A 14,565-nucleotide genomic window follows, 5' to 3' on the forward strand; every position below is an offset into this window, starting at 1 on the left:
CCCGTGCCGACGTCGAGGACGACCGGCGCGGCAGCGGAGGCAGGCGCTTCCAGTCCCGCAGACCGCAGAGCGGATGCGGCAGGCTTGGCGCTGCCCGGCAATGCCTCGGCCGATGCCTCCGTTCCAGCCGAACCTGCCGCTTGCGGCCACAGCCTGTCCGCCGCCTGCAGCACCGCCTCCACGAGCAGCTCCGTCTCGGGACGCGGAATCAGCACGGCCGGCGTGACCGCGAACGGCCGGCCGTAAAACCACTGCTCCCCGGCTATATACTGGGCGGGCTCGCCCCGCCCCTTGCGGGTGATGGCTTCTTCCCATGCCGCCAGCCGCTCCGCCGGGAACGCCTCCCGGCCGTCGCGCAGCAGCTCCGCCCGGTTCAACCCCAGCACATGCTGCAGCAGTAGCGAGGCATTGTCCCCTGCTTCCTCCACGCCGCAGCGGTCCAGGTAGGTCTCCGCCAGCTTGCGGGCGGCTTGGATCGATGCTCCTGCTGCTTGACGGAATGACTCCGTTTCCCGGCCTTGATCGTTCTCGCTCATATTCCGAGCCTCCTGAAGAATAATGATCTGCGTATGATGAAAAAAAAAAGCCCCATCCCGATTAGCGGGCTTGGGGCGTATGTCGGGCACTGTGCATGCTGCGGTGACATGTGAATGCTGCTACTATGCGATGTCCATCAATGTCTTGCCGCAATGCGCTTGCATGCCGCAGTGCACTGTTCATGCTGTATGACCAAGTGCGTGTTTAGATGCATTGTGCAGCTGTGATGACATGCGAATGCTGCTACTATGTTATGCGACCCATATGCATGCCGCAATGCGCTGCATGCTGCATTCGCAATCCGAGGCCGCCTCAATTCCGCTTAGGCGAGATTTTCGCGCTCCAGCAGCTCCGCCTGCTCGGCGAGCGACAGGGAATTGACGATGTCGCCCATGTCGCCGTTCATGACGGAATCGAGACGATGCAGCGTGAGGCCGATGCGGTGATCGGTGACGCGGCTCTGCGGGAAGTTGTAGGTGCGGATCCGCTCGCTGCGGTCGCCCGTGCCGACTTTGCTCTTGCGCTCGCCGGCAATCTTGGCTTCTTCTTCCTGACGGTGGATATCATAGATGCGGGCGCGCAGAACCTGGAGCGCCTTGGCCTTGTTGTCGTTCTGCGACTTGCCGTCCTGGCAGGTGGCGACGATGCCGGTCGGCACATGCGTCACGCGCACGGCGGACTTGGTCGTGTTGACCGACTGGCCGCCCGCTCCGCTGGAGCAGAATGTGTCGACGCGGATATCCTTGTCGTGAATCTCGATCTCGACATCCTCGACTTCCGGCATGACGGCCACGGTGGACGTGGACGTATGGATTCGGCCGCCGGATTCCGTCACCGGGATGCGCTGCACGCGGTGCGCGCCGCTCTCGAACTTCAGCTTGCTGAACGCGCCCTTGCCGGTAATCTTGAAGATGACCTCCTTGAAGCCGCCAAGATCGTTTTCGCTCGCATCCATGAGCTCGACGCGCCAGCCCTGGGTCTCCGCGAAGCGGGTGTACATGCGGTACAGATCGGAGGCGAACAGCGCCGCCTCGTCACCGCCCGCCGCGCCGCGGATCTCCACAATGACGTTCTTGTCGTCGTTGGGATCCTTGGGCAGCAAGAGGACGCGAACCCGCTCCTCCAGCCCGGCGAGCCGCTCGCCCAGCTCCTCGAGCTCCATCTTGACCATCTCGCGCATCTCGTCGTCGAGCTTTTCGCCTTGCATCGCTTTGGCGTCCTCGTACTGGGCATGCACTTCTTTATATTCCGTATAAGCGCTGTAAGCGCCTTGAAGATCCGATTGTTCCTTCGACAAATCCCGGAGCCGCTTGGGATCGCTGGCTACATCAGGATCGCACAGCAGCTCGCTCAGTTTTTCGTACCGGTCCGCAAGCGCTTGTAAACGGTCCAACACCTGACTTCACCCCTAGTGATATTCTTTAAAAAAAGTCCTGGCATCCATTATACCATATATGAGACTTATTCATAAATGGTTAAGCCGTGGAAAAACGTCGCGGCCTGTCCAAATTCCCGGCGCACCGCAAAACGCCCTGCGCGCCGATAATCGGCGGCAGGGCTGTCTGCTCCAAGGGACGGCCGGATGAATCGGCAGCCCTCGGTTCTTGAATCCGCGCTAAACGTTGAAGCGGAAATGCATGACGTCGCCGTCCTTGACGACGTACTCTTTGCCTTCGAGGCGCAGCTGGCCGCGCTCGCGGGCGGTATTCATGGAGCCTGCGGAGACGAGATCGTCATAGGATACGACCTCGGCGCGAATGAAGCCGCGCTCGAAGTCCGTGTGGATGACGCCGGCAGCCTGGGGCGCCTTCATGCCCTTGCGGATCGTCCAGGCGCGTACTTCCTGTACGCCTGCCGTGAAGTACGTGTACAGGCCGAGCAGCTTGTAGGCGGACTTGATGAGGCGGTTCAGGCCGGATTCCTCCATGCCGAGCTCCTCCAGGAACATCGCCTTGTCTTCGCCTTCGAGCTCCGCGATCTCGGCTTCGACCTTCGCGCTGATCGGCACGACTTCGGCATTTTCCGCCAAGGCGAATTCGCGCACGATCTTCACATACGGATTGCCTTCGGCGTCGGCGACTTCCTCCTCGCTTACGTTGGCCGCATAGAGCACGGGCTTCATCGTCAGCAGGTGAAGGTCGCGGATCAGCGTCTTCTCTTCGTCGCTCAGCTCGACGCTGCGCGCCGGCTGGTCGTTGTAGAGAGCTTCCTTGATCCGCTCCAGCACTTCGACTTCCTGGGCGTACTGCTTGTTGCCGCCCTTCATGTTCTTGCGGGAGCGGTCGATGCGGCGGTCGACGGAGTCGATGTCCGCGAGGATCAGCTCCAGGTTGATCGTCTGGATGTCGCCCAGCGGATCGACCTTGCCCGATACGTGGGTGATGTTCTCGTCCTGGAAGCAGCGCACGACATGGCAGATGGCGTCCACTTCGCGGATATGGGCGAGGAATTTGTTGCCGAGGCCTTCGCCTTTGCTGGCGCCGGCGACGAGGCCCGCGATGTCCACGAATTCGAATGCGGTCGGCACGGTCTGCTTCGGCACGACCAGCTCGGTCAATTTATCCAGCCGCTCGTCGGGAACTTCCACGACGCCGACGTTAGGGTCGATCGTGCAGAACGGATAGTTGGCGGATTCCGCTCCAGCCTGAGTAATTGCGTTGAAAAGCGTCGATTTGCCCACGTTGGGAAGACCGACGATGCCACATGAGAGCGCCAATGAAAACAACTCCTTCAAAGTCTTGTCCGATAAGAAAGGATATCAAGCGCGCATCCCTTCTTCTCTTCTCTACGCGAACGTAATCCGCCGCATGAGGCGGCGAAACCGTTAGGCTTGATCTCTAGGAGCCATTATACATGACATCGGGCAATTTAAAAAGAAAAGCCGCGGCTTGGGCGGCCTCTCGGACTTGCAGAAATGGAAGCGAAAGGAGGCGGGCCATGGACGCCCTGCTCAGACTGTGCGGCGGGCGGGCGGCATCAGCGCCAGAATTCCATCCGTCCGGAACGTGCGCGGCTGCCGCTTGGCCAGATCGAATGCCTTCAAATGCTTGCCGCTAAAGCCTTCCACGCGAACGAGCCGGCGGCTCAAGCTGCCCTTCGCGTCCTCGTAAATCATCTCCACTTCACGTCCGATCCACTTCCGGAATTCCATGCCTTGACCCCCTTGGTATAGGAACATATATTCTTATTTTATTATAAACGAGAATATATGTTCTTATACAGTGAAAATTATTCCCAACACCGGAATGGCTGTCGGCCGCAAGAGAAGCAAAAAAGCTTCCGGGCAGAGACGCCGGAAGCTTGAGGAAAAACAAGGTTGGCCAACTTGGATAGGGTTCATCTTGGATGTTTTCATCATGGATATGCTCGGTTCTCGGCATTCTCATCCGTTCGCCCCGGCCGCGAATGCCGGACCGAGACGAAACCTGCCGTTTGATCTAGGGCTGTTCGCCTTCCTCCACGCCGAGCGCATCCAGAAGTCCCTGATCGGCGGGCATGACCTCCGGAGCGGTCAGAGCTTCCTTCGGCACCTGCACGGCCTTCGCCCCGTTCCAGCTGCCGTAATTCAAAGCCAGCTCCTGATGGAGCTTGGAGGGATTGCCTTCATCATATTCAATCGTGACGTCCGCATCGGCCTTCAGCCGCTTCAGCAGTCCCGTCTTCTCATCGAATTCAAGCGAATACTCAAGCGAGGCGACCTGGATGGAATCCCGGATCGCAGCATCCATCTCGTCGGTTCCCATCGTGCTGCGGAGCAGATCGCGCACGAGCGCTTGGGCGGCCTCGTCCTTGCCGTCGCCGCTGTAGGCCAGCGTTGTGACGCCTTCCTTGGAGGAAGCCTTGAAGCTTGCTGCATGCGGCTTGATCTTGTCGAGCTCCTTGGAAGGAGCGATCTGGAAGTCCGACAGCGTCGCCTTGATCTTCGGCACTTCGGAGGCGAGCATCCGGCTCCAGGACGAATTGGAGTGATCGTACATATAGTAGCCGTCCTTGTTCAGGTACGAGTCGATGGTCGACTGCTCGCCCATGAAATCATTGACCGTGACTTGCTTCAGAACGAGCGGCTCCAGGAAAATAGTGCCTTTATTGCTCATGGACATGGACGTCGTCTCTCCGTCCGTCACCATCTGCTGCCTCAGCTCCATGTCCAGATCGAAATTCCGCACTTCCGCCAGCGCCTTGCTGCCGCGCTCCAGCATGGACGCGGGCGACAGACCCGCTTCATCCTGCCCGGCGGGCGATGGAGACGGCGTTCCGGTCGTCTGAGCGGCTGACGGCACCTGCCCCCCTTGGTCCTGCGGTCCCGCGCAGCCTGCGGCGATGAGCAGGGAGCCGAGCATCAGGCCGGCTGTCCAATGCCGCTGCCGCCGCTCCAGGCGGCTGCGGATTGGCTTCGAGATGCGATTCATGCTGTCATGCTCCTTTCCGGATGGGCTGTCCGCGGCCCTCTGCCGTATCGGCAGGCCCGTCCCGAACCATACTAACGGCGGGAGGTGAGCCGCTCATGGAGAACAAGTCCCATCAAGGTAACTATAAAGGAACGTCGCACAGCCATGCAAAGAACCAAAATATGGAATTTGTCAACGACGTGGTGGAGGATGTCAAATCCGTCACTAATTTTACGGGCAAAAAGAAGAAAACCGACTGAAGCCGGCATCGTCTTCCGGCGATCCGCAGAACAGCCGCCATTCCGGCTGCCGGACAAGGAAACCCGTCCAAAGCGAAAAGCCGCCGAAAGGCGGCTTTTTGCTGAATCAATAAAGAGATCGAATGCTCATGCGGCGGCAAACCGTCCCCTTATGCGTCTAGAGCAGGATGGCAGGAAAGGACAGGCCTCCTATCGTTGTCATTTGCCAACCGGTGCGGCTGTCAGCACGACGCCATCAAAGCCGACGGCGATGAAGCGTGTTCCATCCCAAATTACACTCTGAAGATCTTTTGATGTCGGGGATTCCTGCTGCACCCAGCCTCGTCCGCCTTCCGACATGTATACGGCGCCATCATTTCCGACAGCCGCTGCCGTTCCGCCGCCCGTAACGGCCAGCGACTTCAAATACGTGTACCTCTTCTTCAAGACCGTCTTCCAGGCCTTCCCGTCTACGGATTCAACAAGGGCATCTTCCGAAATGGCGATGAATTTGGAGCCGGTCCAGACCGCATCGGTGAACCTAGGAAAATAACCGTTGGAGCCGTCTAGAGTCGCGCTCGTTTTTTTCCATGCCGCTCCATCGATGGATGTATAATAATCGGCCTGCCCTTTAAAGCCGATCCATACTTTCCCGCTGGATGCGGATGGAACCGGGTTTCCCGCTTGTACCGAAACCCATGACAAGCCGTCCCGGCTTCTTTTTTCGATCGTCTTGCCATGCAGGCGAAACTCTCCGCCCACCGCTGTAATATCACGGATATGATCCTGCTCCAAGCTGCCCAGCTCGCTGAGCCTGCCGTTCCGATAGAGGAGGCCAAACCTGGAAAGCCGGTCGTCCGCGGAGGAAAACCCGCCTGCAATAAAGCTGCCTCCCACGTTCTTCAACTCGTACAGCTTGATTTCGGGCTGGATAAGCTCCGGGTCGATATCGGCCCAGTCTTTTCCATTCGCAGAAGCCTTCAATGTTCCTACGCCCGCTACGACATAGTTCCCCTTGAAATAGGCAATGCCATAGAGATCGTTCATGGTCCCGGCGGCTTCGATAGTCCATGCCTGGTCAGGCGATGGAGCCGAACGAACGGTCCCCATGCTTCCAGCCGCCAAGTATGCATTTCCGCTCTTCAGTAAAGCATTGATATTTCCTTCCAGCCCTCCGTATTTCACATAGCCGAGCGGACTCTGGAACATGCCTTCCGTCTTCGAGATCTTGTCCCAGTCTACTCCATTCATCGATCGATAGATGGTGCCGTAATCGCCCGCCGCAATGAATTGCTTGCCGTCCCAGACGACGCTGTTCAGGGAGGCGTTCGGATCGCCGACTTTCTTAAAGTGAACGCCATCGGTTGTGGTATAGATTCTTCCGCCAATGCTTCCCTGGCCCGAGCTTCCGTCGTATCCTACCGCGACAGCGATTTGCCCGTTGTCCGCCATGGCATGAATTTCTCCGCCAACGGCGTCCGCAGTCGTGGTCCATGCAGCCAAATCGGCTGAGCTCAGGATATTTCTCCCCATAGCGACAAGCCATTTTTGATGGAAGTTATAAATAAGGACCTTATCGCCTCTTGCAGAGGTTTGGATGGGCTTCAGCGTCCATTGGGTCCCTTCCTTGGATATGGCGGCGACAGGAAACGTGTACGAATAGGAGTCGATCTTGATTCGGGCCATGCCGGCCGCAACGAATTGCCGCCCGTCCCAGACGACATCCTGCCAATCGAAATCGGCTGGCTTGAGCGGATATTTCCCTAGCTCTTTATTTTTATAAGAGGGGGAAAAGTCGGCCAGCGTCCATTTTCCGCTGATGACGCCCTTTGTCCAGGCCATGCCGTCCTTCGTCCGGGCAAGCACGCCTTGATCGCCTGCAACAACGGCAGCTGCGCCATTTGCAGCCAGCGCTTGCAGATTGCTGCGGCCGGGAAAAGCTACCGCTCCCCAGGCCCCGCCGGACTTGCTTCGCAATACGGTGCTGTCCATGCCGACCGCTATCCGGACGCCGCTTTGCAATTCCGTGATGTCGGTCAATTCCGAGCTTTCCTTCCCGGACTGCTGCTTCCATGTCCAGGATGCCGCTGCAGCCGAGACGCTTTCAGCTTGCACCGGCAGCCGCATGCCGCTGCCTGCAGCGATTGCACAAGCGAGTACGACTGCCAACTTTAGGTTTCTAACCATTCCATGCCCCCGCTTCAGCAAATTGGGATCCAAACATCCGTCGATTCCTCCAAATTCTTTCGGAAACCAAGCGCATTTTAATTAGATTTCCCTGCGCTGCACGGCGAAGGCTCCCTGCATCTTTCTGTCGTTCCGTCCAGCGGAGTAACGATCCGGAGCCTGTGGAAGCACAAAAAAAAAGCAAGGATCCTTTCTTGGGCGCGACGCTCCGCCCAGAAAGTCCCTGCTTCAATGAAAAGCTTCAAGCCCGCTTTATCGTCGGGAAAGCCAGGCATGCAGACGCCGGCAACATGGGGGCGTCCTTGCTGGAGTCCCGCTCTCGTCACACCCAGGCGTCCTTGCTGGAGTCCCGCTCTCGTCACACCCAGGCGTCCTTGCTGTAGCCCCGCTCCTCCCAGTACCCCGTATGATCGCCTTTGATCAGCTCGATGCGGTTGAGCCATTTCACCGATTTGTAGGCGTACATGCGCGGCACGATGAGCCGGACAGGACCGCCGAGATCGCTCGGGATCGGCTTGCCGTCATGAAGGACGGCCACCATCACATCGTCCATGACCGCCTGCTCGAGAGTCAGCGAGTCGGTGTAGACCCCGTCGCCGGAGTAGAACTTCGCCGTCGCCGCCCCCGCCTTCACGCCGGCCTGCTCCAGAAGCAGCTTCAGCGGAATGCCTTCCCACGTATTGCCGTACACCGACCAGCCCGTCACGCAGTGGAAGTCGCTGACCTGGACGGTCCGCTTCAGCTCGACGAACTGCTCCCAGTTCCAGATGAAGCTTTTCTCCACCAGCCCGTCTATCGTGAACGACCAGTCCGCATTCGTGAAGGACGGAATCGGCGTGACCGTATAAACGCGGAAATTCCCCTTGGCCCCGCCGCCTTGCGGAGGCAGCGATGCCGGCAGCGGCTGCGGAGCGGGGATGAGCCGGTTGGCATCGCGGCTCGCCAGCTCTTCCGAGGTCGCGCCGCCGGCGCTGCCGAGCGCCCTTCCCGCCCACTGCAGGAAGGAAGGTCCGACCGCCAGCGCAATGCCCGCCCCTACGGCTGTGCGGACGAACGTCCGTCTGGACATGAGCGCTTCCGGAGAGGCGGCCGGATGCAGTCCGTCCTCCCTGCCGGTGCGGACCGTTCGGCGTCCAGCCTGCTTGAGCCATTTCAACCGGGTGATGGAATGGTACAGCACATACGGCAAGCCGATCCAGGTCAGCAAATCATGCCAGGTCAAAGCCGGATTCGCCCAGCCGGGACCAAGCTGCCGGTGCAGCCAGAGCACGATTCCCGACAGCAGCCAGCCGCCGAGCAGAGCCAGCACGACGATTACGTTCGCTCTCTGCCAAGGCTTGCCTCTCAGCTGCTTCCAGTGCTTGGGAGCGAGCAGCGCATAGGCCGCCATCGGCAGCAAGGACGCAAGGCCGAGCACGATATGGATTCCTTTCAGCCAGACGCGGCCTTCTCCGAGCACGCCTCTCCAGTAGCCTCCGAACAGCATGAGCCCCGACACCGCCAGCAGAAAGACGATCCATCCGTTCAGCGAATGGATGCCGGCGAGCTTGCGGCCGTAGCCTTTGCGGAGCGTTGCCAGCCAGTTCCCCATTCCTCGGCCTCCTTTCGGCAATGGTCTTCTCTTCAGGTACACGTCCGACATTCCCGGTTGGATGACGCATCCGCAATATGGATGAATCCTGCTCCTTCATATGAACATAACCCTTCAACCAAACGGCCCGCCGCACGTCGCTTCCTCAAGGAAAACACGCTGGACGGGCCGCAGAATGGCCGGGACAAAAAAGCTACGGATTGATAAATACCGTTTTGAGATGAGCAATGTAGGTCACGCCGAAGCCAAGCCCTTTGGCCACTGTAGCCAGCGGCACATACGTCTTGGATTCCTTGCCTACCTGCTGCAGGTAGGCTGGAGAATCGACCGGCACGGCGACCCCGTTCACGGTCACGGTCGAGGCGCCGATTTTCACGCCGACCGTCAGGCTGCCGTACTTGATGTTGGCCGTCGACGTTTTGGCATCCCATACGGTTTTCGCGCCTACGGCCTGCACGATATCCTGGATGGCGATGTAGTTGACGCCTTTCTTGAGCACCGGCTTATAGGGGGTGTCGAGCTTCTTGCCGACGGCATAGATGTTCATCGGCGAACCGGCCGCGGGAGCAGCCAGATCGATGTTCGCTCCCCATACCGCCGCCGCAAAGGTGCTGGCGATGACCGCGTACCCTTCCTGCGTCGGATGGAAATCCCGGTCCTTGACCATATGGGTGAGGACGCCTTCGCGCCCGACGAATTCCTTGGCGACATGGGCGACCTTGACGTCCGCCCCCTTGGCGGAGTAGCCTGCCGCGAGCTTATCCAGATTGGCCGTAAAAGCATCCGTTGCGCTCGTCAGCTTGGCGTACAGCTCCTTGCCGCCGATGACCGGAAGCGGCTGGTACTGGTCGGCAATGACGACCGACGCATGGGGATTGATTTCGTGAAGAACGTCGAGCACGGCCGTCATATTGCCGGTGTATTCGCTCAGAAGGGAGGCGACCTGCGCCGCCAGATCGGCATCCGACAAGGCGGACGCGCTCGTCAGCAGCGCGGAGACGTCGTTGCCGCCGACCGTGATGGCGACGAGGTCGGCGGACGCAAGCTCCTGGCGGATCTTTGCGGCAGCCGCTCCGAACTCGTTCGTCCTCGGATCGGGAAGGCTCGGTTGAATGGCATCGGCCGTTATCGGCGCCCCCGAACCGATGGCGCTTACAAACGCTTTCAGTCCGGAGCTTTTCAAGCCGGCGATTCCGTAATTGGACAGCGAGGCGCGTCCGTGCAGGAGCGCCTGCTCGTACAGGCGCTCGGCGTAGCCGTAAGGAGGAGAAGCGACCGTGTATTCCACCTTGGGCTCGTACCCGACGGTGATGGAATCTCCCAGGGCAACGATATGATAGTCATCGGGCTGAGCCGCTGTCTCTGCGCCATAAGCGGCGCCCGCGCCGCCGCCGAAAAGCAGCAGGAATGCGAGGGCGAAGGCGAGGCGGCCCTTCAGCGATAAATGGATTCTTTTCATGAGAAACGCTCCTCTCTGGTGAATCCCCTCTATTCTATCACTTGGGTTTGCCTCTGAATATATGGATAAAGGATATATTTACCGCCCGGATCCGACAGGCACGACGGCGTTTCGGCAGCCGGAGGACAAAAAAAGAAACGAAGCCGTCGACAGGCCTCGTTTCTTCGAAAAGGCGCGATTTCCGGAATTGCGGGGTCAGGACTTGATCCTTCTGAACATCATTCCGATGCCTCCGATGAGGAGCAGGATGGCCAGAATGTAGAAGACGAATTTGACCGAGTTGACGACGAAATCGAAAAGCCCGGATATGCCGAAAATAAGGCCGGCGATAATGAGGATGACGGCTAGCAAACGCATAAGGTTATTCCTCCTTCGTTCGGATCGTTCTTATAGCTCTATATACCCCGGGCAAAGGCATCCGACGCTCTCGGCAAGAGCTTTCAATCCGCTTCGTTTTCAGAAGGCCCGAAAGGCCGGCTGGCCGATCGGATTCGCTCAAGAGGGCATTGTCTGTTCGATTTCATTCGCTCGGGAGGGCATGCGCCGTTCGCCTTGCTCCCAAGCACGGTCTTTCAATGGACGAACGTGTTCCTCACCCGAAGAGACCGCCTGAAGTAGGGAATCCAGGCCGCGGCCAGCACCGCCGTCCGCAGCAGGGCCGGAAGCGAATTCTGCAGGACGCTTTCTCTCGTGGAAGGCATGAGCAGGATGAACACGCATTCCAGCGCGACCGCGCCCAGGCAGGCGAGCAGATACAGGGCGATCCAGGCGGGGAAGGCTTGCAGCCTGCGGTAGAAGCCGGCCAGCATCATCGCCGTGGCCAGGAGCAGCACGGCCAGCTCCGCCAGCTCGTAGACGGCAAGCGGAGCCATCAGCGGATGATAGTCCGGCGCCTGGCTGTCGATGATGGCAGGCCAGCCTCCATCCGCGAACAAATAGCGGATCAGTCCCGCGAGCTGCGCCGCGAACACAGCCAGCTGAAGAGCGAGGCCGAGCTGGACGAGCCACAGCCACCCGCCCAGCCCCGACAAGGGCGGCTTCGTCAATGCTCCACTCGATCTTCCCGCTCCCCTTTCGGTCGACCCCCCTCTTCGTCCGACATGCCGCCATCGGCTTGTCCCTTGGTTCCGGTTCGCCTTGCGCCTGCTTTCGCCCATTACGCCGCCCCTCTCCGGTTCTCGATCCCCGCCGGTCCCATGCCGCGCCTCCAGCGCCACGCTGCCTCGCATGAGTTGACATTGAAGTTTGCGTTGCAGTATTCTGATCCTACAACCGCATAAATACGTCTCATTTCGTATATCCTGGACGATAGGGTCTAGGGTTTCTACCGGAAACCGTAAATTTCTAGCTACGAAAAAAATATGCCCCTCGGCGTATTTTATTCGCGGCTATTTTTAGTTTTTGAAGGAGTGGAGATTCCATGCCCCACACGATTTTGATCCGGAACGCCCAGATCGTCACGATGAACGCGAACGAAGAGATTCTGCACGGCGATATCCGGATCGAGGACGACCGGATCGCCGCGATCGGCCCGGATCTCGACGCCAGCGGCGCCGACCGCGTCATCGACGCTTCCGGCCGCACCGTCATCCCCGGCTTTGTCCAGACCCACATCCACCTGTGCCAGACTTTGTTCCGAGGCAAGGGGGACGATCTGGAGCTGCTGGACTGGCTGCGCAAGCGCATCTGGCCGCTGGAGGCCGCCCACGACGAGGAGTCCATCTATTACTCCGCCATGCTCGGCATCGGCGAGCTGCTGCAGAGCGGCACGACGACGATCGTGGACATGGAGACCGTTCATCACACCGACTCGGCCTTCCAGGCCATCGCTGCAAGCGGCATCCGCGCGCTGTCCGGCAAGGTCATGATGGACCGCAAAGGAAGCGACATCCCGCTGCCGCTGCAGGAAGAGACGAAAGCCTCGCTGCAGGAGAGCGTCGACTTGCTGGAGAAATGGCATAACCACGACAACGGCCGGATCCGCTACGCCTTCTCCCCGCGCTTCGTCATCTCCTGTACGGATGAGCTGCTCCGCGAGGTCGCCAGTCTCTCCGACCGCTATCAGGTGAACGTCCATACCCATGCCTCCGAAAATCTCGGCGAGATCGAGCTGGTGGAGCAGATGACCGGCATGCGCAATATCGCCTACCTCGATCATATCGGGCTTGCCACGGACCGGCTGATCCTGGCCCACTGCATCTGGCTGGACGACAACGAGAAGCGGATCATCCGCGAGCGGGGCGTCCATGTCAGCCATTGCCCGGGCTCCAACCTCAAGCTCGCCTCCGGCATCGCCGAAGTTCCCGATATGCTCGATACAAGCATCAGCGTGAGCCTTGGAGCGGACGGAGCGCCATGCAACAACAATCTCGACATGTTCAACGAAATGCGTCTGGCTGCCCTCATCCAGAAGCCGATCCACGGGCCGACGGCGATGGATGCGCGCAGCGTCTTCCGCATGGCGACGATCGGCGGAGCCAAGGCGGTCGGCATGAGCTCGGAGATCGGAAGTCTGGAGGTCGGCAAAAAAGCCGATCTGGCTATCCTCAACCTGAACCAGTTCCACACGTTCCCGTCCTTCGATGTGGACATTATCTCCCGCATCGTCTATTCCGCCACCCGGGCGGATGTCGAGACGACGATCGTCGACGGCAAGGTGCTAATGGACCGCGGCGTCATGCTGACCGTCGACAAGGACGTAACGCTCCGCGAGGCGGACCGCTCCATCCGCCGCCTGCTGCAGCGCAGCCCTCTGACGTAGAAAGACGGCTCAGCCCGAAAAAGCCTCGTCCTCCTTTAAAGGAGGCGCGAGGCTTTTTCGGCGAGCTTGCCGGACAGATGCGGCGGCGACAACCCGAAGACTGCAGCTAAATCCAAACAAGAAGCCGTCAAAAAAACCCCGGTCTTCGCCGCGAGGCGCTGGACCGGGGTTGTTGTTGCGCTGATGCCGCCGCATCGCGGCTGGTGCCGAAGAGAACGGCGGCGGCGCAAGCCGCAAGGCGGAAGCTTACAGCTGGCCTTGGATTTTGTTTTTCAGGGCGTCTTTGCTTTGCACGCCGACCATTTTGTCGACCGGCTGGCCGTCCTTGAACAGGATCAGCGTCGGGATGCTCATGACGCCGAATTGGGAAGCCAGCTCAGGCTCTTCGTCGACGTTGATCTTGGCGATCGTTGCCGTGCCGGCAAGCTCCGTGGAGAGCTCTTCGACGATCGGAAGCTGCATTTTGCAAGGTCCGCACCAAGGAGCCCAGAAGTCTACCAGGGACACGCCGGATTGCACGGATTCGTTGAAGGTTTCTTTCGTCAGTGCTACTGCCATGTTCAATCATCCTCTCGGTTAAATAATTCATTCCATCTGACCCGGATGCCGCTCAACACGAATCGCAGCTATGGATGTCCTTGAGCACGCCGGCGATGGTCAAGCCGGAGAAGTAATCCTCCAGCTGCTGCTCGGCCGTGCAGAAGATACGGTTCATGACTTCGTTCATGTTGGATCCGACGAGACAATCGCAATCCGGATCGCCCGAGCACCAGTTCGGCATAAGGGACCCTTGCGCAATCGTCCGGTACACATCCTTCAGCGTCACCTCTGCTGGATCCATCAGAAGCCGGTAGCCTCCTCCGGAGCCCTCGCGCGTGGCCACATAGCCGCTGCGCTTGAGATAACCCATCACCTTGCGGACGCGGGCCGGATTGGTGCACACGTTCTCGGCGATCGTTTCGCTGGAGGCGCTGCCTTCCGGCAAGTAAGCCAGCAGCACCAGGCTGTGGACGGCAATCGTAAATTCACTGTTCATGCGAGACGGCCACCCCGTTTCGTACTGTAATAATACCAGTTACAGTTGAGAGTGTCAAGAGGAGGGCGTCCTTAGTGTGCGCCTTGGATATGCCCGTTATCCGCCGTCCCGCCAGCGTTATTAAAAGTCGAAGTTGTCGGGATCGGCTCCGAAGCGCTTGTTCTGGTTCAGCCCTTCGATAAGCGCCATGTCCTCATGGGACAGCTCGAAGTCGAATACGTCCGCATTTTCGCGAATCCGCTTCTCGTTCGTCGATTTCGGAATCGTAATGACGCCGTTCTGCAAGTCCCAGCGGAGCACGATCTGCGCCGGCGTCTTGCCGTACTTGTCCGCCAGCTCGTTCAGCTGCGGCAGATCAAGGTTGCCT

The 14,565-nt window shown here is 59.4% G+C and carries 14 protein-coding genes, 1 pseudogene and 1 riboswitch; of the genes and pseudogenes, 2 read left to right on the forward strand and 13 right to left on the reverse strand.

The genetic code is table 11. From position 1 onward, the window contains the following. The 5 genes and pseudogenes from BN871_RS18185 to BN871_RS18205 form a co-directional block, all read right to left on the reverse strand. Positions 1-536, reverse strand: a pseudogene (locus BN871_RS18185) (protein-(glutamine-N5) methyltransferase, release factor-specific); the annotation flags it as partial. Between the two features lie 323 nt (positions 537-859). Then, positions 860-1,933, reverse strand: coding sequence for a peptide chain release factor 1 (gene prfA, locus BN871_RS18190; protein WP_021881332.1), 1,074 nt, complete (start codon positions 1,931-1,933; stop codon positions 860-862). A gap of 219 nt (positions 1,934-2,152) precedes the next feature. After that, positions 2,153-3,253, reverse strand: coding sequence for a redox-regulated ATPase YchF (gene ychF, locus BN871_RS18195; RefSeq protein WP_048748243.1), 1,101 nt, complete (start codon positions 3,251-3,253; stop codon positions 2,153-2,155). Positions 3,254-3,487: 234 nt separating this feature from the next. Then, positions 3,488-3,688, reverse strand: a complete 201-nt coding sequence (locus BN871_RS18200; RefSeq protein ID WP_021881334.1) for a hypothetical protein — start codon at positions 3,686-3,688, stop codon at positions 3,488-3,490. A gap of 286 nt (positions 3,689-3,974) precedes the next feature. Further along, on the reverse strand, positions 3,975-4,946 hold the full coding sequence (locus tag BN871_RS18205) for a DUF6612 family protein (protein ID WP_021881335.1): 972 nt from the start codon (positions 4,944-4,946) through the stop codon (positions 3,975-3,977). Between the two features lie 95 nt (positions 4,947-5,041). Between BN871_RS18205 and BN871_RS28540 the strand changes: the two genes are divergently transcribed. Continuing rightward, complete coding sequence (locus tag BN871_RS28540; RefSeq protein ID WP_021881336.1) at positions 5,042-5,185, forward strand: hypothetical protein; 144 nt, start codon at positions 5,042-5,044, stop codon at positions 5,183-5,185. A 198-nt stretch (positions 5,186-5,383) separates the two neighbouring features. On the opposite strand, the gene BN871_RS18210 is transcribed toward BN871_RS28540, so the two are convergent. From BN871_RS18210 to BN871_RS18225, 5 genes are all read right to left on the reverse strand, one after another. After that, the gene (locus tag BN871_RS18210; protein WP_021881337.1) at positions 5,384-7,351 is read right to left on the reverse strand and encodes a hypothetical protein; all 1,968 of its coding nucleotides are present in this window, start codon (positions 7,349-7,351) and stop codon (positions 5,384-5,386) included. 358 nt (positions 7,352-7,709) lie between these two features. Further along, positions 7,710-8,942, reverse strand: coding sequence for a molybdopterin-dependent oxidoreductase (locus BN871_RS18215; protein WP_157060329.1), 1,233 nt, complete (start codon positions 8,940-8,942; stop codon positions 7,710-7,712). Between the two features lie 193 nt (positions 8,943-9,135). Beyond that, on the reverse strand, positions 9,136-10,401 hold the full coding sequence (locus BN871_RS18220; protein WP_053087009.1) for a stalk domain-containing protein: 1,266 nt from the start codon (positions 10,399-10,401) through the stop codon (positions 9,136-9,138). Positions 10,402-10,596: 195 nt separating this feature from the next. Beyond that, entirely contained in the window at positions 10,597-10,758 is a 162-nt protein-coding gene (locus BN871_RS27860; RefSeq protein ID WP_021879014.1) for a hypothetical protein, read from the reverse strand. 215 nt (positions 10,759-10,973) lie between these two features. Beyond that, complete coding sequence (locus BN871_RS18225) at positions 10,974-11,558, reverse strand: DUF2569 family protein (RefSeq protein WP_198158066.1); 585 nt, start codon at positions 11,556-11,558, stop codon at positions 10,974-10,976. A gap of 115 nt (positions 11,559-11,673) precedes the next feature. Further along, positions 11,674-11,772: riboswitch (purine riboswitch) on the forward strand. Between the two features lie 49 nt (positions 11,773-11,821). Here BN871_RS18225 and BN871_RS18230 point away from each other — a divergent pair. Next, entirely contained in the window at positions 11,822-13,162 is a 1,341-nt protein-coding gene (locus BN871_RS18230) for a 5'-deoxyadenosine deaminase (RefSeq protein WP_021879011.1), read from the forward strand. 246 nt (positions 13,163-13,408) lie between these two features. Here BN871_RS18230 and trxA read toward each other — a convergent pair whose 3' ends face one another. From trxA to BN871_RS18245, 3 genes are all read right to left on the reverse strand, one after another. Beyond that, positions 13,409-13,720 carry a thioredoxin gene (trxA, locus tag BN871_RS18235; RefSeq protein WP_048748247.1) on the reverse strand — a complete coding sequence of 104 codons (312 nt, stop codon included), beginning with the start codon at positions 13,718-13,720 and terminating at the stop codon, positions 13,409-13,411. Between the two features lie 52 nt (positions 13,721-13,772). Continuing rightward, positions 13,773-14,198: an Rrf2 family transcriptional regulator gene (locus BN871_RS18240; RefSeq protein ID WP_048748248.1), complete on the reverse strand. Its 426-nt coding sequence runs from the start codon at positions 14,196-14,198 to the stop codon at positions 13,773-13,775. Positions 14,199-14,318: 120 nt separating this feature from the next. After that, positions 14,319-14,565: aldo/keto reductase (locus BN871_RS18245; RefSeq protein WP_048748249.1), on the reverse strand; the 247-nt coding region annotated here is incomplete at its 5' end.

Source organism: Paenibacillus sp. P22, assembly GCF_000469945.2.
In the GTDB taxonomy this organism is placed as follows: domain Bacteria; phylum Bacillota; class Bacilli; order Paenibacillales; family Paenibacillaceae; genus Paenibacillus_O; species Paenibacillus_O humicus.

Coding starts and splice junctions, on each gene's coding strand:
- BN871_RS27860 (WP_021879014.1), bottom strand. CDS start 10,758: ATGCGTTTGCTAGCCGTCATCCTCATTATCGCCGGCCTTATTTTCGGC.
- trxA (WP_048748247.1), bottom strand. CDS start 13,720: ATGGCAGTAGCACTGACGAAAGAAACCTTCAACGAATCCGTGCAATCC.
- BN871_RS18225 (WP_198158066.1), bottom strand. CDS start 11,558: ATGGGCGAAAGCAGGCGCAAGGCGAACCGGAACCAAGGGACAAGCCGA.
- BN871_RS18240 (WP_048748248.1), bottom strand. CDS start 14,198: ATGAACAGTGAATTTACGATTGCCGTCCACAGCCTGGTGCTGCTGGCT.
- BN871_RS18220 (WP_053087009.1), bottom strand. CDS start 10,401: ATGAAAAGAATCCATTTATCGCTGAAGGGCCGCCTCGCCTTCGCCCTC.
- BN871_RS18200 (WP_021881334.1), bottom strand. CDS start 3,688: ATGGAATTCCGGAAGTGGATCGGACGTGAAGTGGAGATGATTTACGAG.
- BN871_RS18215 (WP_157060329.1), bottom strand. CDS start 8,942: ATGGGGAACTGGCTGGCAACGCTCCGCAAAGGCTACGGCCGCAAGCTC.
- BN871_RS28540 (WP_021881336.1), top strand. CDS start 5,042: ATGGAGAACAAGTCCCATCAAGGTAACTATAAAGGAACGTCGCACAGC.
- BN871_RS18205 (WP_021881335.1), bottom strand. CDS start 4,946: ATGAATCGCATCTCGAAGCCAATCCGCAGCCGCCTGGAGCGGCGGCAG.
- BN871_RS18210 (WP_021881337.1), bottom strand. CDS start 7,351: ATGGTTAGAAACCTAAAGTTGGCAGTCGTACTCGCTTGTGCAATCGCT.
- BN871_RS18230 (WP_021879011.1), top strand. CDS start 11,822: ATGCCCCACACGATTTTGATCCGGAACGCCCAGATCGTCACGATGAAC.